Genomic DNA, 25,530 nt, shown 5'->3' with positions numbered 1-25,530 from the left:
GACTGTTAGTGTTCTTCTGCGGGGGCGTTTGGCGCAGCGCGTGAGCGCAGCACGGTGGCCGCAATGGCGCTGCACATGATCAGTATCATGCCTGCCCAGCCCGACAGGGGAATATTGTCCCCAAACAGAATGACACCGTACAGGGCGGCAAACACAACCCCTGAGTATTGAAGGTTGGCAATCATCAGCGTGCCGCCGTGGTGCGCAGCGCTGGAATAGGCTCTGGTCAGCGTCAATTGGCCCAACGAAGCCAGCAGGCCTATGGGGAGCAGCCACAGTGCATGCTGCCAGTCCCAGCTTGAAGCCCCTACCAGCAGCATGCCCAACCCGCCCGCCACGGTGGTGCCGACAGCAAAATAAAAAACGGTGCGCGCTTCAGGTTCGCCCAGGCGGGCCATGGCCATGACCTGCATGTAGGCAAATGCAGCGCCAAAGCCGGAGAGCAGGCCTATCAGGGCGGCAAACGACTGGTTCTGCGCCACGGCGGGCCGCAGCAGCAGCACAACACCCGCAAAGCTGGTCAGGATGGCCAGAACCAGTGGTCCCTGTCTGGGCCCCTTGGGGCCGGATTTTCCAAGCATCAGCGCGCCGCCGACCAGGAAGGCCGCAATCCAGATGCTGCTCATGTAGTTGAGCGTCATGGCCGTGGCCAGCGGCAGATTCGAGATGGCATAAAACCAGGCGGCCATGGACACCACGCCGACCACGCTTCGCCAGGCATGCATGGCGGGGTAGGCGGTGCGCAGCGGCGTGCCGACCACGCGGGCATAAATGGCCATGAAAAAAATGCCCAGCACGCCGCGATAAAACAGGATTTCTGCGCCGTTGAAGTGGCTGGAGGCGAATTTGATGCAAACCCCCATGCTGGCAAAAGACAGCGATGACAGAATCATCCAGAGTGCTTGCATGCGGTGTTTTTGCTTCTTTTATGGATTAAAAGTGCCTGTGGCCAAGGCAGGGAGCGCGCAACCAGCTATCAAATGCATAGCGGATGGCATGCCGTCAAATCATCTGCGTGGTTTTGCTGGCGCCCATTTCGCGGCGGTACCACTCATGAAAGTGCTGCATGCCGTCTTCCATGGGGCTTTGGTAAGGGCCGAACTCGTTGTCGCCGCGCAGCATCAGTGCCTTGCGGCCGGCGTCCATGCGCAGGGCCAGTTCGTCGTCTTCGACGCAGGTTTCCATATAGGCCGCCTGCTGGGCCTCAATGAATTCGCGCTCGAAGGCGCAGATTTCTTCCGGGTAGAAAAACTCCACCACGTTGAGGGTCTTGTCCGGTCCCTGCGGGTGCAGCGTGCTGACCACCAGCACATGCGGATACCACTCGATCATCACGTGCGGGTAGTAGGTGAGCCAGATGGCGCCGTACTTGGGCGGCACGCCCTTGCGGTATTGCAGCACCACGTCGTGCCATTTTTTGTAAGTGTCGGTACCGGGTTTGCCGAGCTTGTCGGACACGCCCACGGTTTGCACCGAGTAGTGCGGCGAGAGCTCCCACTGCAGGTCATGCGTGGTCACAAAACCACCCAGGCCGGGGTGGAAGGGACCGACGTGGTAATCCTCCAGGTAGACCTCGATAAAGGTTTTCCAGTTGTAGTTGCACTCGTGCAGGTGCACCTTGTCGAGCTGGTAGCCGGAAAAGTCGAGATCGGGCATGTGGCCCAGCGGCGCCATGTCGGCGGCGATGTCGCGGCCATTGTCTTCAAACACCAGGCCGTTCCAGGTCCGCGTCTTGTAGCGGTTCAGGTTCAGGCAGGGGTCGACTTCAAAGTGCGGCGCGCCTATCAGCTCGCCCGAGGTGTTGTAGGTCCAGCGGTGCAGGGGGCAGACGATGTTGCTGCCGGTATTGCCGCGGCCCTGCAGCATGGTGGACTGGCGGTGCCGGCAAACGTTGGAGATCAGTTCAATCCCCGAGCTGTTCCTGACCAGCGCGCGGCCCTCGCCTTCATGCGGCAGGGCATAAAAATCGCCCAAATGGGGTACAGCCAGCTCATGGCCCATGTAGCGCGGCCCGCGCGCAAACAGCTTTTGCTGCTCTCGCTGGTACAGGCCCGCGTCAAAATAGCTGGAAATCGGGAGCTGGCTGGTGGCTTGCAGCAGGCGAAGGCTTAAATCAGACATGCATTTTTACGGAAGTGCTGCGGTTGTTACACCGTCCATCGAGAACAATTCTCAATTCTACCTGTGAGGGGGCGAATAGGGGACAAGACCGGGCAGAAGGCCCCGGCCACCTGATAATGACCCCCCGTTCAGGGGTGCCGTCGCCCGGATGCCTGAAGCCGGCCTGCCAACGCCTAAAATCAGCCCTTAACTCAAATACCATGGCTAAATCTCCTGCTTCCGCTGCTTCATCGTCCGCTCCGCCGGCTCCTGCACTGCCCGCAACCTATGAGGCTGCGCTGCAGGAACTGGAGGGACTGGTTTCAAGCCTGGAGTCAGGCCAGCTGCCGCTGGACCAGTTGCTCACTGGTTACCAGCGCGGGGCCCAGTTGCTGGCATTCTGCAAGGGCAGGCTGGAAGCCGTGGAAAACCAGATCAAGGTGCTGGAAGGCACTGAACTCAAGCCCTGGGCCTGAGACGCCCCGGCCCGGATTTATCAAGAGACCTAGAGACCCGCATTGAACGCCCCCGAAAAACTGACCTTGTTCACGCTCGCCGACTGGAGCGCGCAACAGCTTGCGCGCATCGAGCAGGCCCTGTCCCGCTGGGTGGCCTGCCCCAACGATGCGCCCGCGCCAGCCGGTTTGGGCGACGCCATGCGTTATGCCGTGCTCGACGGCGGCAAGCGCCTGCGTCCCCTGCTGGTATTGGCCGCCTGCGAAGCCGTCAACGGCAACCCGCATGCCGCATTGCGCTCGGCCTGCGCGGTCGAACTGATACACGCCTATTCGCTGGTCCATGATGACATGCCGTGCATGGACAACGATGTGCTGCGCCGCGGCAAGCCCACGGTACATGTCAAGTTTGGCGAGGCACAGGCGCTGCTGGCCGGCGATGCGCTGCAGGCCCTGGCGTTTGAATTCCTGACGCCCGATGACGAAACGGTCGATGCTGCCACGCAGGCGCGCCTGTGCCGCATGCTGGCGCAGGCGGCAGGTTTCCAGGGCATGGCCGGCGGGCAGGCGATAGACCTGGCCAGCGTGGGCATGCCTTTAACCTCAGAGCAATTGCACGAAATGCACCGCCTCAAGACCGGTGCCTTGCTGCAGGCCAGCGTGATGATGGGCGCCAGTTGCGGCGCGCCATCCCTGCCGGTGCAGCATGCATTGCGTGACTACGGCTCTGCGATTGGCCTGGCATTCCAGGTGGTGGACGACATCCTGGACGTTACTGCGGACTCCGCCACACTGGGCAAAACGGCCGGCAAGGACGCCGCGCAGGACAAGCCCACCTTTGTCTCTCTGATGGGGCTGGATGCCTCAAAGGCTTATGCGCAGGAACTGCTGGCGCGCGCCCTGGCCAGTCTTGACAGGCTTGAAGCAGACGGGCTTCACAACACCTCTGCGTTGCGCGCGCTTGCCGACATGCTCGTCAACCGCCAGCACTAGCCGTCGCCCAAAACAAAAACACCACGATGACCTCATTACTCGCATCCATCAACAGCCCCGCAGACCTGCGCAGGTTGCCCCGTGCCCAGTTGAAGTTGCTGGCAGACGAGCTTCGTGCCTACCTGCTCGACACGGTTTCAAAGACCGGCGGGCACCTGAGCTCCAACCTCGGCACGGTGGAGTTGACGGTGGCCCTGCACTATGTCTTCAACACGCCCGAAGACCGGCTGGTCTGGGACGTGGGCCACCAGACCTATCCGCACAAAATCCTCACCGGCCGGCGCGACCGCATGGGCAGCCTGCGCCAGTTGGGCGGCCTGTCGGGTTTCCCGCGCAGGGAAGAAAGCGAATACGACACCTTCGGCACCGCGCATTCGTCGACATCCATTTCCGCCGCATTGGGCATGGCGCTGGCCGCCCGCCAAAAGGGCGAGGACCGTCATGCCGTCGCCATTATTGGGGACGGTGCCATGAGCGCGGGCATGGCGTTTGAGGCGCTGAACAACGCAGGTGTGCATGACGACTGCAAGCTGCTGGTGGTGCTTAATGACAACGACATGAGCATCAGCCCGCCGGTGGGCGCGTTGAACCGCTACCTGGCCCAGCTCATGAGCGGGCGTTTTTATGCATCTGCCAAAAATGTGGGCAAACATGTTTTGAGCGTTGCACCGCCGCTGCTTGAGCTGGCCAAGCGCCTGGAGGCGCATGCCAAGGGCATGGTGGTGCCCGCCACGCTGTTTGAGAATTTTGGCTTCAACTACATAGGCCCGATCGACGGCCATGACCTGGAGTCCCTGATCCCCACGCTTGAGAACATCAGGCAACTCAAGGGCCCGCAGTTCCTGCACGTGGTGACCAAAAAGGGCCAGGGCTACAAGCTGGCCGAAGCCGACCCGATTGCCTACCACGGCCCCGGCAAGTTCGACCCGGCCATGGGCCTGCAAAAATCCGCTGTGCCGGCGAAACAGACCTTCACCCAGGTGTTTGGCCAGTGGCTGTGCGACATGGCCGAGCAGGACAAACGCCTGGTCGGCATCACCCCGGCCATGCGCGAAGGCTCCGGCATGGTGGAGTTCCACAAGCGTTTTCCCGAGCGCTATCACGATGTGGGCATTGCCGAGCAGCATGCCGTGACCTTTGCGGCGGGCATGGCCTGCGAAGGACTCAAGCCCGTGGTGGCGATTTATTCCACATTTCTGCAGCGCGGTTATGACCAGCTGATCCATGACGTCGCATTGCAAAACCTGCCCGTGGTGTTTGCGCTTGACCGTGCAGGGCTTGTGGGTGCCGATGGCGCCACGCACGCAGGGGCTTACGACATTCCGTTTGTGCGTTGCATACCCAACATGAGCATCGCCTGTCCGGCCGACGAAGACGAATGCCGCAAGCTGCTGACATCGGCGTTTGAGCAAAACCATCCTGTAGCCGTGCGTTATCCGCGCGGGGCGGGTGCCGGCGTCGAGCCCGAGGCGGGCCTGCAGTCGCTGCCTTTTGGCAAGGGCGAGCTTCGCCGCGAAGGCAGCGGCATTGCCATCCTGGCGTTTGGCACGCTGCTGTACCCGGCCTTGCAGGCCGCCGAAAAGCTGGGCTGCACGGTGCTCAACATGCGCTGGGCCAAGCCGCTGGATACTGAGTTGCTGCTCAAGGTTGCTGCAACACATGAGGCGCTGGTGACTGTGGAGGAAGGCGCCATCATGGGCGGCGCAGGCAGTGCAGTGAGCGAGGCATTGCAGGCCGCAGGGGTGGTCCGGCCGGTGCTGCACCTGGGCCTCAGGGATGAGTTCACCGAGCATGGAGACCCAGCAAAACTGCTGGCCTTGCAGGGCCTGGATGCGGCAGGCATCGAGGCCTCCATCATTGCACGCTTTGGCGAACTGCTGCCATTGGACAGGCCTGCGAAAGTAACGCTCAAGTCCGTCGCGTAGCGGCTGCCTGCACAAGACCTGAAAGCTTGCTGTCAGGTCTTCAAGGGTAAACCCCGGCGTGGGTACACCCTCCCATTTTTACAATCCCGGTAGGTGATGCAGTCCCGCCTGTGCAGGTGCCCGGTGTGTCCTGCATGTGCTAACCCGGAGTCAAGCTGTTGGATCGTCGCTCCCTTATCAAGCACACGGGCATCGCGGGTGTCCTGGCCGCAGGCGCGGCACCTGCCGTGCATGCGCAGGGAGCGGTACGCTGGCGCCTTGCGTCGAGTTTCCCCAAATCACTGGATACCATTTATGGTGCTGCAGAAACCTTTGCAAGGCACATCAAGGCAATCTCGGGCGGCAAGTTCGACGTGTCCGTGCATCCTGCGGGTGAATTGATGCCGGCGTTCAGCGTGGTCGATGGTGTGCAACAGGGCAGCATTGAAGCAGCGCACACAGCTGCTTATTATTTTTTCGAGAAAGACGACACCTTTGCCATAGGCGGGGCGATCCCGTTCGGACTGAACAGCCGGCAGATGAGCGCGTGGACCTTCCAGGGCAATGGGCTCAGGTTGATGCGTGAGTTTTATGCCCGCTACAACATGATCAGCTTTCCCTGCGGCAATACAGGCGCGCAAATGGGGGGCTGGTTCCGCAAGGAAATCAGGTCGCTCGCGGACATGAAGGGCTTGAAGCTCCGTGTCGGTGGCTTTGCCGGAAAGGTCATAGAGCGCCTGGGCGGCATACCGCAAAATCTTCCCGGCGGGGAGATTTACCAGGCGCTTGAAAAAGGCAGCATTGACGCGGCCGAATGGATAGGCCCTTACGACGACCAAAAGCTGGGCTTCAACAAGGTCGCGCCAAATTATTACTACCCGGGCTGGTGGGAAGGCGGCCTGCAGCTGGACCTGTATGTGAACCAGAAAGCCTACGACGCGCTCACGCCCGAGTACAAGGCCCTGGTCGAAGCCGCTGCTTCTGCAGCGCATGTGGACATGCAGGCCAAATACGATGCAAAGAACCCGACTGCGCTCAAGCAACTGGTGGGCGCGGGTGCCAGGCTGCGGCCCTTTCCTGCCGATGTGATGAGTGCTGCTTTCAAGGAGTCCATGCAGCTGTATGCGGAACTGTCGGCCAGCAACCCGGCCTGGGCAAAAGTCTATGCCGACTACGCCAGGTTTCGGGGTGAACAGAATCTGTGGTTCCGGTTTGCCGAAGCAACGTTTGACCGCTTCATGCAGGGCCAGAAATTGTGAATGCGCAGCGTTTTTTTCAGTCCGGACTAGGGGTATAAACCGGGGTCAGCTTTTTTCAAAGCTGACAAAATGAGCAACTCGGCCGAGCCGTCACAACACCCTGAAGAAGGTGTTTCATGGTGGTCAGGCAGATCAGTGCAAAGTGACTTTCAATAACTCAGGCAACCTTCAGGAGAAAAATTCATGGATCGCCGTTCCCTTATTAAAAATGCCGGCATTGCCGGCGTGCTGGCTGCCGGTGTTGCACCCGCAGTGCATGCCCAGGCCGCTGTTCGCTGGCGTCTTGCATCGAGCTTTCCCCGTTCGCTCGACACGATTTTCGGCAGTGCTGAAATGTTGGCCAAGACCGTCAAGGCGCTGTCTGGCGGCAAGTTCGAAATCACGACCCATCCCGCAGGTGAACTGATGCCTGCATTCGGCGTGGTTGACGCGCTGCAGGGCGACACGCTCGAAATGGCGCAGTCTGCCGCCTACTATTTCACCGGCAAGGACCCGATCTTCGCCTTCAGCTGCGCCGTGCCTTTCGGCCTGACCGCACGCCAGAACGATTCGTGGAAACAATACGGCAACGGTCGCAAGCTGCTTGACGCCTTCTTTGCGCAGTACAACTTCCACACTGCCAGCGCCGGCAACACCGGCACGCAGATGGGCGGCTGGTACCGCAAGGAAATCAAGACGGTCGCCGACCTCAAGGGCCTGAAGATGCGCATGGGCGGCGGCGTGTTTGGCGAAGCCATGGCCAAGCTGGGCGTGGTCTCGCAGAACATGCCAGGCGGCGATGTGTACCAGGCGCTCGAAAAGGGCACGCTGGATGCCGCCGAGTTCGTCGGCCCTTACGACGACGAGAAGCTGGGCTTCAACAAGGTGGCCCCGTACTACTACTACCCAGGCTGGTGGGAAGGCGGCGCCGACCTGGAGTTCTTCATCAACAACAAGGCCTTTGCCAAGCTGTCGGATGAGAACAAGGCCATCCTCAACGCAGCCACCAATGTTGCCGCGCGCGACATGACCGCCAAGTACGATGCTTACAACCCCATCGCATTGAAACGCCTGGTTGCTGCCAAGACCCAGCTCAAGCCTTTCCCCAAGGCCGTGATGGACGCCGGTTTCAAGGCTTCCATGGAAGTGTTCGCCGAGCACGAAGCCAAGTCGCCCGAGTTCAAGAAGATCCACCAGGACATGCGTGCATTCCAGCGCGACCAGATCCTGTGGAACCGTTTCTCCGAGTACCCGTTCAACCAGTACATGAACTCGGTCAAGATCTGACGATCCGGTAGTCACAAGCAAAAAGGCCGGCCTGCGAAAGCAGGCCGGCCTTTTTTCATGGGGCTCCCTTGTAAAGGAACCCGGAGGACCTGGAGATCAGGGTTTCTTGGGCTTGAGTGCGTCCTGCATGGCTTTCATCGGATCACTTTCGGTGCTTTCCGTCGAGGGTTCGGGTATGGCTGGTGCGGCACCTTCGGCGCCTGGCGCCGTCTTCGGGCCCGGCGTGGCTTCTTCCGGCGCGCCGTAGGGGTCGGCCGGCGTGGCGTCGTTCTCGGGCTTCAGGCTGTCGCGCATCTGTGCACCCACGTCGTCCATGTTGACATTAACCGCCTTGTCGAGGCTGCCGGTCACGATTTGCGGGAAGGCGATCAGAACGCCCACCATGGTCAGCTGGATCAGCACGAAAGGAATCGCGCCCCTGTAGATCTGCATCGTGGTCACCGGTTCCATGACCTTCTGCGTAACGCGGTCCACATACTGCTTTTCAGGTGCCACGGAACGCAGGAAGAACAGCGCGAAACCGAAGGGCGGGTGCATGAACGAGGTTTGCATGTTCACTGCAAGCAGCACGCCGAACCAGATCAGGTCAATGCCCAGCTTGTGGGCCACCGGCGCCAGCAGCGGCACCACGATGAAGGACAACTCGAAGTAGTCGAGGAAGAACGCCAGGAAGAACACCAGCACGTTAACTGCGATCAGAAAGCCCACCGGGCCGCCCGGCAAGGACGTCAGCAGGTGCTCGACCCAGATCGGGCCGTCGGCGGCCTGGAATACCAGGCTGAAGGTCGTGGCGCCTATCAGGATGAACATCACGAAGCTTGACAGCTTGGTGGTCGAAGCCAGTGCCTGCTTGAGCAGCGAGAAGCTCATGCGACGGCGCACCCAGGCCATGATCAGTGCACCCATGGCGCCCATGGCGCCGCCTTCTGTTGGCGTGGCCACACCCAGGAAGATCGTACCCAGCACCAGGAAGATCAGCAACAGCGGCGGGATCAGCACAAAGGTCACGCGCTCGGCCAGGCGCGACAGCAGGTTGAGCTTCAGGCCCTTGTTGATCAGCGCGATGACCAAGGCGACGAACACGCCGCCGCACATGGCGACCACGACTTTTTCGTCGGTGGCAACAAAGGTCACGGCCTCGCCCTGGAACCATGAGTGCACGGCCTCCATGTTGCGAGCCAGGAAGACCGCCACGACCGCAGACAGTGCGGTGATCCCAACCAGGGAAATGTAGCCGCCGCTGCCGTTGGGTTCGCGGAAGGTGCGCGCCTCGATCGGCAGCGCCGGCACTTGCGCGGGCTTGAAGATGGCGAGGAACACGACGTAGAGCACGTACAGGCCCATCAGCATGAAGCCGGGCAGGAAAGCGCCCTTGTACATGTCGCCGACGCTCTTGCCGAGCTGGTCGGCCATGATGATCAGCACCAGGGAGGGCGGGATGATCTGGGCCAGCGTGCCCGAAGCCGCGATCACGCCACTGGAGAGGCGGCGATCGTAGCCGTAACGCAGCATGATGGGCAACGAGATCAGGCCCATCGAGATGACCGAGGCGGCGACTACGCCGGTGGTGGCCGCCAGCAAAGCGCCGACAAAGATCACGGCGAGGGCCAGGCCGCCGCGCATAGGACCGAAGACCTGGCCGACGGTGTCAAGCAGGTCTTCCGCCATGCCGCTGCGCTCCAGGATCAGCCCCATGAGCGTGAAGAAGGGCACCGCCAGCAAGGTGTCATTGGACATGATGCCGATCAGCCGCTGGGGCAGCCAGGCCATCACCGACGACTGGAACACGCCGAGCTCTATGCCGACGAAACCGAAAAAGAGGCCGCAAGCCCCGAGGCTGAATGCCACTGGAAAGCCCAGTAGCAGGAAGCAGATCAGCCCGGCGAACATGATCGGGGCGAAGTTGGCAACAATGAATTCCATGGTGTTTTTCCGCCTCGGTCAGTGTTGGGGTTTTGGGCTGGCGTCGGCCTTCTGGCCGGCATTCGCTTCGGCCTCGCGGCGCAGGGCTTCGATCAGCTCGGCTTCAGCCGTCTTGTCGGTCAGGCGGCCCATGGGGTCGGGGCCCTGGCCGCGCAGGAAGGCGAGGCGCTTGATCAGCTCCGACCAGCCCTGCAAAAGCAGCAAGGTGAAGCCGATAGGCAGCGCAGCCCACACAGGCCAGCGGATCAGGCCGCCGGAGTTGCCGGACATTTCACCGGACTGGTACATCTGGATCACCACAGGCACGGACAGGTAAAGCACCGTCAGGCACAGCGGCGTGAGGAAGAATGCGAAGCCGATGATGTCGATCCAGACCTGTGCGCTCTTGGACATGCGGCTGTTGAGCACGTCGATGCGCACATGCTCACGGTGCAGCAGGGTGAATCCGGCGGCGATCAGGAAGGACCAGGCGAACAGGTACCACTGCACTTCGAGGAAGGCGTTGGAGCTGGTGTTGAAAACCTTGCGCACAATCGCGTTGAGCGCACTGATGACCGTGGCGGCCAGAATGAGCCAGATGACGGATTTGCCGATCTGGGCATTGAGCCAGTCCACGGCCTTGGAAAACTTCAAGAGGGCTTGCATTTTTTGTCTCCAGGGAAAAAGAGTCAGCGCCACGACAAACCCCCGGCGCGCCCTCAAAAGGTGCGGGGCCGGATGTAAATCAGTGCGGGGGAATTTTATAGGGACTATAAGGTACAAGCTGACAGCGGAATGACGCTGTTCGCAGGTATAACGCGTCGACCAGGCGGTGCTGCCGGTTTCAGCCGAAGCCGGGGCGCTGCACCGTGCACAAACAGGCTCTCAGATCACCTGAAGACCCCGGCCCTCGGTCATGCGGCCTATGACTTTGGCGTTTGCGAACCCCTGGCTGTGAAAGCAGGCCAGCACCTGGTCGGCGCCGTCGGGGCTGCAGGACACCAGCAAGCCGCCGCTGGTCTGCGGATCGCTGAGCAGGGCCTGCTGCGCTGGCGTGATGCCGGCCGGCAGGGTGACTTCAGGGCCGTAGCTGGCCCAGTTGCGCCCCGATGCACCTGTGAGCATGCCTTGTGCCGCCAGCTCAAGCACGCCGGGCAGCAACGGGATCTGGTCCAGCCGTAGTTCCATTTTCAGTTGGGCACCGCGTGCCAGTTCCAGCCCATGGCCAGCCAGGCCAAAACCGGTGATGTCGGTCAGCGCATGCACACCGTCCATTTGCGCCAGCGCGATACCGGGTTTGTTGAGCTGTGTGGTGACCGCAATCATTTGCGCATAACCCTGGTCGGACAGGGCTTCCTTTTTCAGCGCGGCCGACAGGATGCCTATGCCCAGCGGTTTACCCAGGATCAGCACGTCGCCGGCTTTTGCGCCAGAGTTTTTCTTGACGCGCGAAGGGTGTACCAGGCCCATCACAACCAGGCCGTAAATCGGCTCCACAGAGTCGATGGTGTGGCCGCCGGCGATAGGGATGCCGGCATCGCGGCACACATCCTGGCCGCCGCGCAGGATCGCGCCTATGGTCTCCAGCGGCAGCACATTGATGGGCATGCCGACGAGTCCAAGTGCCATGATGGGGGTGCCGCCCATGGCGTAGACGTCGCTGATGGCGTTGGTAGCGGCGATACGGCCAAAGTCGTACGGGTCATCGACGATGGGCATGAAAAAGTCGGTGGTGGCAATCAGTGCCTGGTTCTCATTGAGCTGGTACACCGCGGCATCGTCGGCGGTTTCTATGCCGACCAGCAGTTCTTTCGGGATAGGCAAATTGCTGGAGTTTTTCAGGATCTCGCTCAACACGCCGGGCGCGATCTTGCAGCCGCAGCCGCCGCCGTGGGAAAGGCTTGTCAGGCGCGGTGAGGTGGGTGTGGTCAGGGTTTTGAGGGTGTTCATCATCAGTCTTTCAGGGGCGCGCAGGCCGTGCAGAATGGTCCGGGCTGCGGAGGGCGGAATCCACCAAGTTTATGACAAGGCGCCTTTCTTCCTGTGGATCAAACAGGGGAGCGCGCAGGCGGCACTGCTTTTGCAGCAAGGCGAGGAAATCCGGCTCCGCCGCACAGCGCCGCACCAGCCCGGCAAGCTGCGTGTCATTGCCATGTGCGAAATAGCCGGCGTAGTCGGTCCCCAGCATGCCGACGTTGCCGCCTATGCGCGAAGCCAGCACAGGTGTACCCGACTGGACCGCTTCCAGAATCACCTGGGCACCGCCTTCCATTTGCGAGCAGTTCACCAGCACATGGGCCCGCTTGATGCGCTGGCGCGTGGCCGCGCGACCCATGCCGCCCAGCCAGCGGTAGCGGGGTGCGCGCAGTGCTGTGGCCTGCGCGGCCTCGGCGAAACGGGGCTCCAGCGCCTGGCCTATCTGGTCAAAATAGATGCCCGGCATAAAGTCATGCGTGGCCGCCTGCATGAAGGTAAGCGGGCCTTTTTCCTCCCGTAAATGGCCGACCATCACGGCGCGAAAGTTGCGGCTGGACTTGCGGGCCGGCTGGAGGGCCGGGGCAGACTGGTAGATGACCTGCGTTTTGCCGTGCCATGCGGCGGGCAGTGCCGCCAGGCCGTCTTGCTGCAACACCACCAGGTGGGTTGCCAATGCCAGTGATTGCTGCGCCGGGACATCGTTGTGGATGTCACGATAAAGGTCAGTGCCGGTCAGCACCACGATCAGCGGCTTGCCGGGGCAGGTATTGGCCCATGCGCGAATCGAGTCGGCCGAGCGGCGGGCATGCAGGGCGATCATGGCCTGGGGCGTGCCTGCCCGGGGTGGCAGGCACGCCGGTGCCTGCCAATCCTTGCACAGCGCAATGTCACAATGACCTGATAGAAATTGTGCCCAGCGGTGCGCGGTGTGCCAGTTGCCGTTGTTGGCCTCTGCCATCGCCGGGCTTACCAGGACCAGTGTTGTGGCTTCAGATTCCATACCTTCTTCGTCATCGGGTTCACGGGCCACGGCGGCTGCGGACATGATCGATTCGCCGTTGATGCGCAGCGCAGGCCGAGAGCTTTTGTCGCTGGCGCTGATGGATGCGCGCAATCATACGCTGCACCTGTTTGGCCAATATCAGAAGGCGCTGGAGGGTGTGCGTTTTGTGGTGCCCCAGCTTGCGACCATCAATCCACCTTTGTGGGAACTGGGCCATGTGGGCTGGTTCCAGGAGTTCTGGATCGGCCGCAACATGCAGCGCGCCCTGGGTACGCGCTGTGCGCCGGATCACACCCGGCTGGCCTCGATTGAGCCGAATGCGGACAGCTGGTGGGACTCGTCCCGGGTGCCGCATGACACGCGCTGGGCGCTGGCCCTGCCCGACGCCGGGAGTTGCCGCGCCTACCTGCTCGACACGCTGGAAAGCACACTGGACCTGCTCGAAAAGGCCGGCGACGAGGATGACGCGCTGTACTTTTACCGCCTCTGCCTTTTTCATGAAGACATGCATGCTGAGGCCCTGGCCTACGGCGCCCAGACCCTGGGCCTGCTGCTGGACAAGCCCCTGGTGGCGGCTTTCACTCCGGCATCGCTGGCGCTGCAGGGGCCGGTGCTGGTTCCGGCAACGGTGTGGCAGATGGGCAGCCCGGCCGGGGGTGGTTTTGCCTTCGACAACGAAAAAGCCGTTCATGCCATCAGCGTGCCCGAGTTTGAGATCGACGCCCAGCCCGTGACCTGGGCGCAGTTTGTGGAGTTTGTGGACGACGGCGGCTACGACCGCCAGGAACTCTGGCACCCCGACGGCTGGTCGTGGCTGCAGGCCTTGGCGGCCGGTGAGGGCCGGCGCGGCCCGCGTTATGTGGAGGAGATTGGCGTGGCCAGCGGCGCTGTGATGCAAACCCGCTTTGGCCAGCCCATGCGGCTGGCGGGCAACCAGCCGGTCATGCATGTGAGCTGGTGGGAGGCCGATGCCTGGTGTCGCTGGGCTGGGCGCCGCCTGCCGGCCGAGGTCGAGTGGGAAGTGGCCGCGCACACGGCGGCGCGCCGGGGTTTTCGCTGGGGCGACGTGTGGGAATGGATGGGCACCACCTTCAGGCCCTATCCCGGGTTTTTGCCGGATCCGTACCGGGACTATTCCGAGCCCTGGTTTGGCAGTCACAAGGTCTTGCGCGGGGCTTCGTTCGCCACGCGTGCCCGCATGAAAAGCCCCAGGTTCCGCAACTTTTACCTGCCGGAGCGCGACGATATTTTTTGTGGGTTCAGGTCCTGTACGCTATAAAAAACGTAGCTGGTTGCGCTCATATTTACTTGGCTACAGTGCTTTTTCATGCTGAATCAGCCGGTTTCCCGGAGTTTCCACCTGGATGGGCAAGGGCGTTGAGCGGTGCTGCTTGACTTTGAAGTCACTACAAGGTTTCCAATACATCCATGCAAACCAAAAATACATCTTTTCCGGGTGCGGAGTCCTGTGGTTCCGTTGCATGCTCTGCGAGCATCCCGGCCGGCCCTGCCGTCGCCAGGCCAGCCAATGCCGCCGGGCGGGCATTTCGCATCGCCACCATGGACTGCAGTGCCGAGGAGTCGGAAATCCGCAGGGCGCTTGAGCCGATTCCCAATATCCGTTCGCTGGGGTTCCAGCTGGGCGCACGCACGCTAACGATTGATGCGGCTGAAGAAGCCTATCCGCTGGCGCTTGAGGCCATTCGCAAGGCCGGTTTTGATCCCAGGCCTGCCGCAGCGGGCGCCCATGGCAATGCTGGCGGGCACAGCGGGCCGGCACATGACCATGCGCATGATGGTGATCATGACCACGAACACGGCTTTGGCAGCGGCATTTCGCGGTTGGTGGCGGCCCTGGTCCTGGCCACGGGCGCGGAAGTGATTTCATTTTTTGCCCCCGATGCGCTGGCCTGGAAAGCCGCCGGCATGGCTGTCTCCGCGCTGGCGATCTGGCTGGCAGGTATTGATACCTACAAAAAGGGCATGGCGGCACTGCTGCGCGGCAGGCTCAACATCAATGCCCTTATGGCGGTTGCCGTCACGGGCGCCTTCCTGATCGGCCAGTGGCCGGAAGCGGCGATGGTGATGGCGCTGTACGCGATTGCCGAACTGATTGAGGCCAGGGCCGTGGACCGGGCGCGCAATGCCATCAAGGGCCTGCTGGACCTGACGCCTGAACAGGCGCTCATGCTGGCGCCCGATGGTTCATGGGTTTTGACGCCGGTGGCCCAGGTGCCGCTGGAGGCCACGGTACGCATCAAGCCGGGTGAACGTGTGCCCATGGACGGGGTTGTCGTCAAGGGCAACAGCGCGATCAACCAGGCGCCGATCACTGGGGAAAGCATCCCCGTCGACAAGGCCGCCGGCGACAAGGTTTTTGCCGGCACCATCAACGAGACGGGTGAGCTGGAACTGCGCGTGACGGCCGCATCGAACAACACGACGCTGGCGCGCATCATCCATGCGGTAGAGCAGGCACAGGGAAGCCGCGCGCCCACGCAGCGTTTTGTTGACCGTTTTGCCGCGGTCTATACGCCGGCGGTGTTTGCTGTTGCGGTTGCAGTGGCGGCATTCATGCCGCTGCTGACCAGCCTGACCTGGCTGGAGGCCCTGTACAAGGCCCTGGTGCTGCTGGTGATTGCCTGCCCTTGTGCGCTGGTCATCTCGACGCCGGTCACGGTGGTGAGCGGCCTGTCCGCTGCCGCGCGCCGGGGCATCCTCATCAAGGGCGGCACCTACCTTGAGGAAGCCCGCCTTTTGAAGGCCGTGGCGCTGGACAAGACCGGCACCGTCACCGAAGGCAAACCCAAACTGGTGGACTGGCGTGTGTGGGGTGATGCCGAGGAGGAGCCGACGAGGGAGGCCGCAGCAAGCCTTGCTGACCGCTCTGACCACCCCGTTTCCAGGGCTATTGCCAGCGGCCTCGATTTGGACGTTGCGGCGGTGCATGACTTCACGGCACTGCCGGGGCGCGGTGTGCAGGGCGTGATCCGGGACCGCAACCTGCTGTTGGGAAACCACCGGCTGGTCCACGAAAGCGGCCTGTGCACACCCGAGCTTGAGCTCGAGCTGGCCAGACACGAGCAGCAAGGCCGAACTGTCACGCTTCTCGCCGATGCGACGCATGTGCTGGCCCTGTTTGCGGTGGCGGACACCATACGAGAAACGTCGCGGCAGGCGATTGCAGACCTCAAGGCGATAGGGGTCACGCCGGTGATGCTCACGGGTGACAACAATGCTACGGCGCATGCCATTGCTGCGCAGGCAGGCATTGACGATGCGCGCGGCGACCTGCTGCCCGAAGCCAAACTTGAGGCGATCAAGGACATGCAGCAGCGCTATGGCGTGACCGGCATGACGGGCGACGGCATCAACGATGCGCCTGCACTCGCGCAGGCCGACATTGGTTTTGCCATGGGCGGCGCCGGGACGGACACGGCCATGGAAGCCGCCGATGTGGTGATCATGAACGACAACCTGGAGCAGATCGCCGAAACCGTACGGCTGTCACAACGTACGCATTCCATCCTGTGGCAGAACATCGCACTGGCGCTGGGCATCAAGAGCATATTTCTGGTGCTGGCTGTCTTCGGGAGCGCAACGATGTGGATGGCGGTGTTTGCCGATATGGGCGCCAGCCTGCTGGTGGTGGGCAACGGCTTGCGGCTGCTGCGCGCAAAAAACAGGTGACGGCAAATCCTTGGTTGCTATTGATTCAATAGCTGGTCGCGCGCATGGTGACTTGGCCACAGCCTGTTTTTATTAAAAATATCACCGCTTCTGCTTATTTTGTGCTGGTTTTCGGCTTGCGGTAGCTCCACCAGGGCAGCATGGCCAGCAAGGACAGCACCTGGCCGCTCTGGGCCAACTCACCGCTGTAGCCGGGCAGCTTGTGCAGCGTGGTTTGCCAGTTGGGGCTTTGCAGCTCCGTGAGCAGGGCCTGCACCGCCGGTGTGGTCAGTTCGGACTTGAGGCACACCAGGTGGTAGCGCTCCTGGACCAGGGGCACAAAACCCAGGCCCTTCTCATGCGCCGCCGCTTCAATGCCCAGCCCCGCATCGGCCGCATTGCTGGCAATGGTTTGGGCCACAGCGGTGTGTGATGGTTCCTGGCTCTGGTAGCCGTGCACGTCTGAGGCTTTCATGCCGGCCTGGCCCAGCAGTTCGTCGAGCAGAACGCGTGTGCCCGTGCCTTCGGCGCGGTTGACATAGCGCAGGCCGGCCCGCTTCAGGTCAGCCAGACCGGTGATGCGCAGCGGATTGTTTTTTGCGACGATCAAACCCTGGCTGCGGTGCGCAAACCCGATCAGCTTGTGCAGGCCGGGTTTGAGCAGGTTGCGGTAGGTCTGTGCTGCTACCGAGGCCATGCCGGGTTGCTCCAGCGTATGAAAGCCGGCCATCATGCAGCGTCCGGCATTCAGCGCTGCAATCGCGTCCACGCTGCCCATGAAGCGTATGTCCAGGTGCAGCCCGCGCGGGCTGGTCTGCTCGCGCAGGGCCGACAGCGCGGCGTCATGGCTGGCATACATGGTCAGGACGTGGGCGTTGTCGTCAAATGCGGTTGAAAACGCGCGTTCTATGTCGCCGCGCAGTGCCTCGATTTGCGGTGCCAGCCGAGCCTGTGCCTGGCGCTCTGCCCAGAGCAGCTTTTCACCAAACTCGGTGAGCCGCGCGCGCTGGCCCTTGTCCCAGATGATGAGTTCGCGCCCCAGCGTTTTTTCCCATTCCTTGAGTGAGCCCCACACATGGCGATAGGACAGGTCGAGTTCCCTTGATGCCTTTGAGATGGAGCCGTGCTCGCGCACAGCGTGCAGCATGTCCATCAGCGGGTTGCGTATCAGCGCGTCCTTGCCGCGCTCTGCGGACAGCAGGTAAGAGAGTTCGACTTTGTGCATGTATGGTCTGGATTATCGGGGCCGTGCTTTTCCTATGCAAAATGTTTCATAGCTGGTGATTCCCGATGCGCACGAGGGCCATGCGGTCTACGCTAGAGTCCGGCAGAACTTTTTGGCATGAACACTTTCTCGGACAGCGCCGCGACGGCGTTTTCACTCATCACTTCATTTGATCCCATGCTTGCCAGCATCGTGCTGCGCTCGCTGGCGGTGAGTGCCTGCGCCTGCCTGATTGCCTGCAGCGGTGGTTTGTTGCTGGGCGGCTGGCTCGGTGTGTCGCGTTTTCGCGGGCGCGGTGCGGTGCTGGCGCTGCTCAATACGGCGCTGGCCTTGCCGTCCGTGGTGGTGGGGCTGGTGGTTTACCTGTTGCTGTCGCGCAGCGGACCGCTGGGTTTTCTGGGCTGGCTGTTTTCCTTCAAGGCCATGGTGCTGGCCCAAAGCGTGCTGGTGCTGCCTGTCGTCACTGCGCTGGTGCGGCAAACCATTGAAGACGCCGACCGCAGCCACGGCGAGCAGTTCCAGTCGCTGGGTGCGGGGCGTTTTGTGCGCAGCCTGCTGCTGTTGTGGGATGAGCGCTATGCCTTGATGACGGTGTTGATTGCCGCCTTTGGCCGCGCTGTCTCCGAAGTGGGCGCGGTGATGGTGGTGGGCGGAAACATCGATGGTTTTACCCGCGTCATGACCACGTCCATAGCGCTGGAAACCAGCAAGGGCGACCTGCCGCTGGCGCTGGCGCTGGGTATCGTATTGCTCGGTGTGGTGCTGCTGCTCAATATCCTGATCGCGCTGCTCAGGCGCTGGCGCGAGCAACTCGATGACCCGGTGCTTGATGTGGCGCTTGGCGCGGCGGTCAAGGGCGCACAGCCATGAGCGCGGTTTTCAGTCTCGATGCCGTCAGCGTGAGTTTCGGCCAGGTCAGGGCGCTCAGTGCCTGCACGCTGCACGTTCATGCCGGCGAAAGGCTGGCGCTGGTGGGTTCCAACGGCAGCGGCAAAAGCACCTTGCTGCGAACGCTGCATGGACTGACGCGCCCGGCATCGGGCCGGCTCGCGCATGATGCCCACCTGCGCCAGGCCATGCTGTTCCAGCGCCCGTACATGCTGCGCACCAGCGTTCTGAACAATGTGGCGCTGGGCCTTTGCCTAAACGGTACAGGCTGGGCCCTGGCCAAAGCGCAGGCCCTGCAAGCGCTGGAGCGTGTCGGCCTGGCCGATGTGGCGGGCCGCAATGCCAAGGCGCTGTCCGGCGGGCAGCAGCAGCGGGTGGCGCTGGCGCGGGCCTGGGCGCTCAAGCCGCAGGTGTTGTTGCTCGACGAGCCCACGGCCAGCCTGGACCCGACGGCCAAACGCGAGGTCGAGCGCCTGATGGCCGAGTTTTCCGATGCCGGCATGACGCTGGTCTTCAGCAGCCATAACCTCGGCCAGGTCAAGCGCCTGGCCAGCCGGGTGGTCTACCTGGAGCACGGCCACATGGTGGCGGACAGACCCACGCACGAATTTTTCAACGGACCTTTGCCGATGGCGGCTACAAATTTTTTAAAAGGAGAGCTTGCATGAACGGTTTCACCATGATTTCGCGGAATCTCAAGGCCATCAGGGCCCTGGCAGCCGTCAGCTTTGCCCTGGCAGCTACTGTTTCGATAGCGCAAACCAGGCCTATCGTGATGGCCTCAACAACCTCCACCGAGCAGTCGGGGCTTTTCCCTTACCTGTTGCCTGAGTTTAAAAAGGCCACCGGCATTGATGTCAAGGTGGTCGCGGTCGGCACCGGCCAGGCGATCGACATGGGCCGCCGCGGTGATGCCGATGTGCTGTTTGTGCATGACCAGGTGGCCGAGGAAAAAGTGGTCGCCGAGGGTTTCGCCGTCAAACGTTTCCCGGTGATGTACAACGACTTTGTGCTGGTGGGGCCGGCCGCCGATCCGGCCAAAACCAGGGGCAAGGACATTGTTGAGGCCCTGAAAAAGCTTAATGCTGCCAACGCAAACTTTGTCTCACGCGGCGACAAGAGCGGTACCCATGCGGCCGAGCTGCGTTACTGGAAAACAGCGGGCATTGAAACGCCAGCCGACAAACCGGCCTTCTCCGCTTACAAGGCCTGCGGCTGTGGCATGGGCCCGGCGCTGAACATCGCGGCAAGTACCGGCGCCTATGTGCTGGCCGACCGCGGCACCTGGCTGTCGTTTAAAAACCGGGCTGACCTGGTGGTGCTGGTCGAGGGCGACACGCGCCTGTTCAACCAGTATGGCGTGATGGTCGTCAATCCGGCCAAACACCCGCAGGCCAAGGCCGCTGAAGCGCAGAAGTTTGTGGACTGGGTGATCTCTCCCGCCGGGCAGGCCGTGATCGCCGGCTACAAGATCAACGGTGAGCAGCTGTTTTTCCCGAACGCGACCAAGTGAGTTCCCCCTTGTCCAGGCTCACTGCGTGTAGTCCGTTCTCCCCTCCAGGGGACGGCGCCTGCGGCCCGGCAAAGGCGGTTCCGCGGCCCCTGCTGGCATGGGCTGCTGCGGTAGTCATTTTTTCAGGAAGCCTGACCATGGCGCAAGCCCAACCCGCCGCCTCACCTTCTGCAGGCGCTGCGCCGCTGCGCGTCTATGCCGCAGGCAGCCTGCGTGAACCACTGATCGAGATCGCCCGTGCCTACGAAGCGGCCACTGGCGTCAAACTTGAGTTGACCTTTGGCGCTTCCGGCCTGCTGCGCGAGCGGATTGAAAAGGGTGAGCCGGCGCAGGTGTTTGCCTCCGCCGACATGCAGCATCCCGAAAAACTGGCCAGTGCTGGCGGCGCCTGGAAAAAACCTGTCCGCATGGTCAGCAACAAGCTGTGCGCGCTGGCCAGTCCTGCTGTGAATGCAACATCGGCCAACCTGTTGACCCTGATGCTGAACCCGGCCATCAAGGTCGGCACGTCCACGCCGAAAGCCGACCCGTCGGGCGACTACGCCTGGGATTTGTTCCGCCGTGCCGATGCGGTGGTGTCAGGCGCCTATGCCGTGCTGGATGCCAAGGCGCTCAAGCTCACAGGTTCGGCCAGCACACCGCAGCCGCCGGCCGGCCGGGGCACCTACGCATGGCTGATGGATGAGGGCCGGGCCGATATCTTTTTGACATACTGCACCAATGCCATTTCGGCCGCAAAAGAGGTCCCGCGCCTGAATGTGGTGGCAGTCCCGCCCGCGCTGGAAGTCGGCGCCGCCTATGGCCTGACGGCCCTTGGCGGTGATGCCGCTGCGCTCAGGTTTGTTCAGTATTTGAGGTCACCCGCTGCGCAGGCCGTCTTCGGCAGCTTCGGCTTTGGGGCTCCCTGATCTTCCGGCGGTCTGCTACGCATCCCTATAATCAGGCCGTGTCTTCCTTGCCATCATCCCGTGTACGCCTGTCCTTGTGGGCCCGTGTCGCGGCATTCCTGAGCTTCCTCGCCGTGCTGTCGGCGCTGGTGGCGCCAGCGTCCATGCTGGCCGAGGAAGTTCGTACAGGCAAGCTGGGCGGCATCTGTGCCGTCAACAGCGCATCATGGAGCGGCAGCGCCGACGCTGGCGATGCCGGCAACGGCAACACACCGCAGGCCGGCTCGCATTGCGAGCTGTGCGGCGCATCGGGCCTTGTGTTGCCGCCCCTGCCGGTGGTGGCCATCCCCTGTTTCCCTGGCAACCAGCTTGCCAGTGTCTCCCTGCCGGCCCATAGCGCCGGGTCCATTCCCGGCCTGCCTTTCAGCCGCGGGCCGCCTGCACTTTGAACTGACGCACCTCGGGCATCCCGTCTGAGGTTTCTGGCGCATTGACCTTGCCGTCATTGCGCTGCCTGTTGTTCTTTTCAAAGTGTGGATTCCATGAAATCTTCCTGCGCGAGCCATTCGCGTTTTGCATTTCCGTTATCGGGCGTGATGTCGGGGATGATGCTTCCCGTTCTCGCCTTCGCGCAGCCGGCCCCGGCTGTTTCTGCCGACTCGCCTGCCAAATCGCTGGGTGTGGTTACGGTCAACAGCGGCCAGCCGACCTCGCTGCCGACCCAGATCCCGACCACGATTGAAGGCGTGACCAAGGAGCAGATCGAGCAGACCATCAACGCCACCGACAGCGAGGACGCGCTCAAGTACTTCCCCAGCCTGCTGGTGCGCAAGCGTTATATCGGCGACTACAACCATGCCATTTTGTCCAGCCGGGCATCCGGCACAGGCAACTCGGCGCGCTCCATGGTGTATGCCGACGGCATCCTGCTGTCCAACTACCTGGGCAACGGCATTGCCAACGGCACCAACTACGCGCCGCGCTGGGGCCTGGTCACGCCCGAGGAAATCGAGCGTGTGGATGTTTTGTACGGGCCTTTTTCTGCGGCTTACGCTGGCAATTCGGTCGGTGCGGTGGTGGATTACGTCACGCGCATGCCGACAAAATTCGAGGCACACGCCAAACTCAGCGGTTTTACACAAAACTTCAAGCTCTACGGCACAGACAGCAACTATGGCGGCAGCCAGGCCAGCGCGTCACTGGGCAACAAAAACGGTGACTGGTCGTGGTTTGTCAATGCCAACCGCACCAGAAGCTCAGGCCAGCCATTGACATTTGCCACGACGGCGCTGAGCACAAACAACGCCGCCGGCCAGCAAGTGGTGACGGGGGCCGTGCCTGGTTTGACGACGAAGAATGTTCCGTGGCTGGTGCTTGGCGGCAACACGCAGTACCAGACGACACAGGACCATGCCAAGCTCAAGGTCGCCTACGACTTCTCGCCTACGGTGCGCGCGAGCTACACGCTGGGTTACTGGTCGACCGCGACGGACAACAGCTCGCAGTCCTATCTGCGCAACACAGCCGGGGCGGCCGTCTACAGCGGCCCGGTGAGCATTGACGGCAAGGCCTACACCCTTGCGCCTACACTTTTTGGTGTGAGCAGGGAGTCGCTCGAACACGTGATGCACGGCTTGTCGGTCAAGTCCAACACCCGGGGAGTTTTTGACTGGGAGGTCGCGGCCAGCCTCTACAACTACCAGAAGGACCAGATACGCGCGTCGGGGACTGCACAACCCGCGTCGCTCAACGGCGGCGCAGGCACGTTGCAGGACCAGGGCGGCACAGGCTGGAACACGCTGGCATTCAAGGGCATCTGGCGCCCGGACGGTGTCCAGGGCGCGCATATTGCGGATTTCGGTTACCAGCAGGACAGCTACAAACTGCGCATCCTCAAATCGAATATCGCCGGTAATTACCTGAGCGATAGCCCTGGTACGGTTGCCAGCGACGTGGGCGGCAGAACGCAGTTGCGCAGCATTTATGGGCAGGACGCCTGGGCGTTTGCTCCCGGCTGGAAAACCGTTCTTGGCGCGCGCCTGGAGAACTGGCGTGCATCCAGCGGCTTTACCAATTTTGGCGCTGGCAATGCGAACAACACCAGCTACGCGTCCCGCAGTGAGAATTTTGTGTCGCCAAAAGCCGCACTTTCCTACCAGTGGTCGAGTGATACCGTGCTCAAGGCTTCGACCGGGCGCGCGGTTCGCTTTCCGACAGTGGGCGAGCTGTACGGCGCCACCACGCCAACCGGCGCCAACCCGGTCCAGTTCATCAACGACCCGAACCTGCGTCCTGAAAAGTCCTGGACCACGGAACTCACAGCCGAGAAGGATCTGGGCAACGGCTTGCTGCGCGTGACCTTTTTCACCGAGAACACACGCGACTCGCTGTATTCGCAGCAGACCTTTGACCCGGTTGCCAACACCAACATCAGCCGCGTGCAGAACGTCGGGCGCATTCAGACCAATGGACTTGAAGTGGCCTATAGCGGCAACGACGTGTTCAAGAAAGGTCTGGACTTCAGCGGCAGTGTGACCTATGCCGATTCACGCATCCGCGAGAACGCCGGGTTTGTAGCCACGCCAGGTGACACCGTAGGCAAGTACCAGCCGCGCGTGCCGGTCTGGCGTGCCACCGCGCTGGTCAGCTACCGGTTCGACCCGGCATTGACGGCCACCTTTGGCGCGCGCTACAGCGGCAACCAGTTCTCCAGCCTGGACAACAGCGACGTGAACGGTTTTACCTACATGGGTACCAGCAAATACTTCACCACCGACGTACGGGTGAGGTACCAGGTCAGCAGGCAATGGACGGCGGCACTGGGCATTGACAACCTGAACAACTACAAGTTCTGGAACTTCCACCCCTACCCGCAACGCACGCTGGTGGCCGAGCTCAAGTTCGACCTGTGACAGCAAACCTCTTTTTATCCCGGTCCCCAACCTTTTCAATCATCGAAAGCTCATCATGAAAATCCTGAGTGCTACAAAAGTAATAGCCGCCTGCGCAGTCACTGCAGCGGCCATGCCCGCTTTTTCTCATATCGTTCTGGAAAACAGGGCCGCTGCAGCGGGCAGCACCTACAAGGCGGTTTTCCAGGTCGGCCACGGTTGCAATGGTTCGTCGACCACCGCGATTTCAGTGCAGATCCCGCCGGGCTTCCAGGGCGCCAAACCTTATCCCAAGGCGGGCTGGACCTTGTCCACCCAGCTGGACAAACTTGCCAAGCCTTATACCGAGCATGGTAAACAGGTGAGCGAAGACGTAACCATGGTGACCTGGACTGCGGCGAGCAAGGACGCCGCGCTGAAGGAGACGTATTTTGATGAGTTCATGCTGCGCGGCAAGCTGCCTGACACTGCGGGCCCGATGTGGTTCAAGGTCTTGCAGACTTGCGAGAGCGGCAGCAACAACTGGAACGAAGTTCCGGCATCCGGCACCTCCACCCAGGGCTTGAAGTCACCTGCGGCTTTGCTGGAGGTGACTGGCCTCACGCCGGTGGCCCAGCAGCTGACGGCGCCCGGCCAGCCGGTCCAGGTGACCGGCGCCTGGGTGCGTGCCACGGTGGCGGGCCAGAAGTCCAGCGGCGCTTTCATGAAGATCACATCCAAAGCCGCCACGCGGCTGGTGGGTGTTTCATCACCGGTGGCTGGTGTGGCCGAAGTCCATGAAATGAAGATGGACGGCGACGTAATGAAGATGCGCGCGCTAGACGGCCTGGACCTGCCTGCCGGTAAAACCGTGGAACTGAAGGCCGGCGGTTACCACGTCATGATGATGGACCTGAAGCAGCCGCTGAAGGCGGGCAGTACGGTGCCAGTCACGCTGATGTTCAAGGACGCAAAAGGTGTGAAGAGCAAGCTGGATGTGCAATTGCCAGTATCTGTCCATGCACCAGGAGCGGCAACTGGCGGCAAACCAGCCGAAACCGAGATGGACCACAGTGCGCACAAGCACTGAGCCGCGGTAGTTTTCTTTGGCTTGAATCTTTCCCGAATCTGGAATTTTTATGAAAAACGCAATCTCTCGACGTGTGGCCCGGGCTTGCATGGCATTGCTGTTGCCCGCTGTCTTTTCAGCCGCTTTCGCCCAAGGCAGTGACAAGCCTGTTGAAGAGCAGATCAAGGCGGTGATCGCCAAAACCTACGACCAGCCCGGCAAGGCAGTTGAAACTGCGCCTGTTGTCATCGTGGGCGACTATGCGCTGGCAGACTGGATTCAGGCAGATATGGGCGGTCGCGCCTTGCTGCGTCGTAGCAAGGGGGCCTGGGAGATCATGGCCTGCGGTGGAAATGACTTCAAGAAAGTCAAGATACTGAGCCATGCGGGCATTTCGAATGACACGGCCAAAAAACTGATTGCACAGCTTGAAAAGGCCGAGCAGTCGGTCAGCCCTGAGCGCGTCAAACGGTTTGGCCTGTTTGGCACACCCAACGATCCCCGGCTGGCTGGCCATCACAGTGCGCCACATCCCGCGCATTGAGTTCAG

Annotated in this window: 22 protein-coding genes; 15 read left to right on the top strand and 7 right to left on the bottom strand. The window is 61.8% G+C overall.

Annotated features, from left to right (window positions below):
- Positions 1-5: 5 nt before the first annotated feature.
- Both ACFQND_RS19405 and ACFQND_RS19400 read right to left on the bottom strand, forming a co-directional pair.
- A complete protein-coding gene (locus tag ACFQND_RS19405) occupies positions 6-908 on the bottom strand; it encodes a DMT family transporter (protein WP_371438027.1) in 903 nt (300 codons plus the stop codon).
- A gap of 94 nt (positions 909-1,002) precedes the next feature.
- On the bottom strand, positions 1,003-2,121 hold the full coding sequence (locus ACFQND_RS19400; RefSeq protein WP_371438026.1) for an aromatic ring-hydroxylating oxygenase subunit alpha: 1,119 nt from the start codon (positions 2,119-2,121) through the stop codon (positions 1,003-1,005).
- A 200-nt stretch (positions 2,122-2,321) separates the two neighbouring features.
- On the opposite strand from ACFQND_RS19400, the gene xseB reads away from it, so the two are divergent.
- The 5 genes from xseB to ACFQND_RS19375 all read left to right on the top strand — a co-directional run bounded on the left by xseB (position 2,322) and on the right by ACFQND_RS19375 (position 7,977).
- Complete coding sequence (xseB, locus tag ACFQND_RS19395) at positions 2,322-2,576, top strand: exodeoxyribonuclease VII small subunit (protein ID WP_371438025.1); 255 nt, start codon at positions 2,322-2,324, stop codon at positions 2,574-2,576.
- Positions 2,577-2,618: 42 nt separating this feature from the next.
- Complete coding sequence (locus ACFQND_RS19390; protein ID WP_371438024.1) at positions 2,619-3,548, top strand: polyprenyl synthetase family protein; 930 nt, start codon at positions 2,619-2,621, stop codon at positions 3,546-3,548.
- A 26-nt stretch (positions 3,549-3,574) separates the two neighbouring features.
- Entirely contained in the window at positions 3,575-5,473 is a 1,899-nt protein-coding gene (dxs, locus tag ACFQND_RS19385; RefSeq protein ID WP_371438023.1) for a 1-deoxy-D-xylulose-5-phosphate synthase, read from the top strand.
- A 158-nt stretch (positions 5,474-5,631) separates the two neighbouring features.
- Positions 5,632-6,711, top strand: a complete 1,080-nt coding sequence (locus tag ACFQND_RS19380; protein ID WP_371438022.1) for a TRAP transporter substrate-binding protein — start codon at positions 5,632-5,634, stop codon at positions 6,709-6,711.
- A 183-nt stretch (positions 6,712-6,894) separates the two neighbouring features.
- A complete protein-coding gene (locus ACFQND_RS19375; protein WP_377414378.1) occupies positions 6,895-7,977 on the top strand; it encodes a TRAP transporter substrate-binding protein in 1,083 nt (360 codons plus the stop codon).
- Positions 7,978-8,073: 96 nt separating this feature from the next.
- Here the strand turns inward: ACFQND_RS19375 and ACFQND_RS19370 are convergent, their stop codons facing one another.
- The 4 genes from ACFQND_RS19370 to senB form a co-directional block, all read right to left on the bottom strand.
- Positions 8,074-9,900, bottom strand: coding sequence for a TRAP transporter large permease (locus ACFQND_RS19370; RefSeq protein WP_377414375.1), 1,827 nt, complete (start codon positions 9,898-9,900; stop codon positions 8,074-8,076).
- An 18-nt stretch (positions 9,901-9,918) separates the two neighbouring features.
- Positions 9,919-10,545: a TRAP transporter small permease subunit gene (locus ACFQND_RS19365; RefSeq protein WP_377414372.1), complete on the bottom strand. Its 627-nt coding sequence runs from the start codon at positions 10,543-10,545 to the stop codon at positions 9,919-9,921.
- A 219-nt stretch (positions 10,546-10,764) separates the two neighbouring features.
- Positions 10,765-11,829, bottom strand: coding sequence for a selenide, water dikinase SelD (selD, locus tag ACFQND_RS19360; RefSeq protein WP_371437624.1), 1,065 nt, complete (start codon positions 11,827-11,829; stop codon positions 10,765-10,767).
- Positions 11,830-11,839: 10 nt separating this feature from the next.
- Entirely contained in the window at positions 11,840-12,901 is a 1,062-nt protein-coding gene (senB, locus tag ACFQND_RS19355; RefSeq protein ID WP_371437623.1) for a selenoneine biosynthesis selenosugar synthase SenB, read from the bottom strand.
- On the opposite strand from senB, the gene senA reads away from it, so the two are divergent.
- Both senA and ACFQND_RS19345 read left to right on the top strand, forming a co-directional pair.
- Positions 12,900-14,138 (top strand): selenoneine synthase SenA, encoded by a 1,239-nt coding sequence (senA, locus tag ACFQND_RS19350; RefSeq protein ID WP_371437622.1) that lies wholly within the window; start codon positions 12,900-12,902, stop codon positions 14,136-14,138. The genes senB and senA overlap by 2 nt on opposite strands.
- A gap of 149 nt (positions 14,139-14,287) precedes the next feature.
- Complete coding sequence (locus tag ACFQND_RS19345; RefSeq protein ID WP_371437621.1) at positions 14,288-16,549, top strand: heavy metal translocating P-type ATPase; 2,262 nt, start codon at positions 14,288-14,290, stop codon at positions 16,547-16,549.
- A gap of 94 nt (positions 16,550-16,643) precedes the next feature.
- On the opposite strand, the gene ACFQND_RS19340 is transcribed toward ACFQND_RS19345, so the two are convergent.
- Positions 16,644-17,753 carry a substrate-binding domain-containing protein gene (locus ACFQND_RS19340; protein WP_371437620.1) on the bottom strand — a complete coding sequence of 370 codons (1,110 nt, stop codon included), beginning with the start codon at positions 17,751-17,753 and terminating at the stop codon, positions 16,644-16,646.
- Between the two features lie 117 nt (positions 17,754-17,870).
- Here ACFQND_RS19340 and ACFQND_RS19335 point away from each other — a divergent pair, with 117 nt between their 5' ends.
- The 8 genes from ACFQND_RS19335 (at position 17,871) to ACFQND_RS19300 (ending at position 25,524) form a co-directional block, all read left to right on the top strand.
- Positions 17,871-18,623 (top strand): ABC transporter permease, encoded by a 753-nt coding sequence (locus ACFQND_RS19335; RefSeq protein ID WP_371437619.1) that lies wholly within the window; start codon positions 17,871-17,873, stop codon positions 18,621-18,623.
- Positions 18,620-19,309, top strand: a complete 690-nt coding sequence (locus tag ACFQND_RS19330) for an ATP-binding cassette domain-containing protein (protein ID WP_371437618.1) — start codon at positions 18,620-18,622, stop codon at positions 19,307-19,309. The genes ACFQND_RS19335 and ACFQND_RS19330 overlap by 4 nt, the downstream gene beginning before the upstream one ends.
- The gene (locus ACFQND_RS19325; RefSeq protein WP_371437617.1) at positions 19,306-20,154 is read left to right on the top strand and encodes an extracellular solute-binding protein; all 849 of its coding nucleotides are present in this window, start codon (positions 19,306-19,308) and stop codon (positions 20,152-20,154) included. The genes ACFQND_RS19330 and ACFQND_RS19325 overlap by 4 nt, the downstream gene beginning before the upstream one ends.
- A gap of 137 nt (positions 20,155-20,291) precedes the next feature.
- On the top strand, positions 20,292-21,062 hold the full coding sequence (locus ACFQND_RS19320; RefSeq protein WP_371437616.1) for a molybdate ABC transporter substrate-binding protein: 771 nt from the start codon (positions 20,292-20,294) through the stop codon (positions 21,060-21,062).
- A 38-nt stretch (positions 21,063-21,100) separates the two neighbouring features.
- A complete protein-coding gene (locus ACFQND_RS19315; RefSeq protein WP_371437615.1) occupies positions 21,101-21,490 on the top strand; it encodes a DUF2946 family protein in 390 nt (129 codons plus the stop codon).
- A gap of 93 nt (positions 21,491-21,583) precedes the next feature.
- Entirely contained in the window at positions 21,584-23,953 is a 2,370-nt protein-coding gene (locus ACFQND_RS19310; protein ID WP_371437614.1) for a TonB-dependent receptor, read from the top strand.
- A 55-nt stretch (positions 23,954-24,008) separates the two neighbouring features.
- Positions 24,009-25,001 carry a DUF1775 domain-containing protein gene (locus ACFQND_RS19305; RefSeq protein ID WP_371437613.1) on the top strand — a complete coding sequence of 331 codons (993 nt, stop codon included), beginning with the start codon at positions 24,009-24,011 and terminating at the stop codon, positions 24,999-25,001.
- A 49-nt stretch (positions 25,002-25,050) separates the two neighbouring features.
- Positions 25,051-25,524 carry a copper uptake system-associated protein gene (locus ACFQND_RS19300; RefSeq protein WP_371437612.1) on the top strand — a complete coding sequence of 158 codons (474 nt, stop codon included), beginning with the start codon at positions 25,051-25,053 and terminating at the stop codon, positions 25,522-25,524.
- The last annotated feature ends 6 nt before the right edge of the window (positions 25,525-25,530 follow it).

The organism is Polaromonas aquatica (genome assembly GCF_042659145.1).
Classification (GTDB): Bacteria; Pseudomonadota; Gammaproteobacteria; order Burkholderiales; family Burkholderiaceae_C; genus Polaromonas; species Polaromonas aquatica.
The sequence above is the reverse complement of the archived record's forward strand: the minus strand, read 5'-3'. Positions and strand labels throughout refer to the sequence as shown.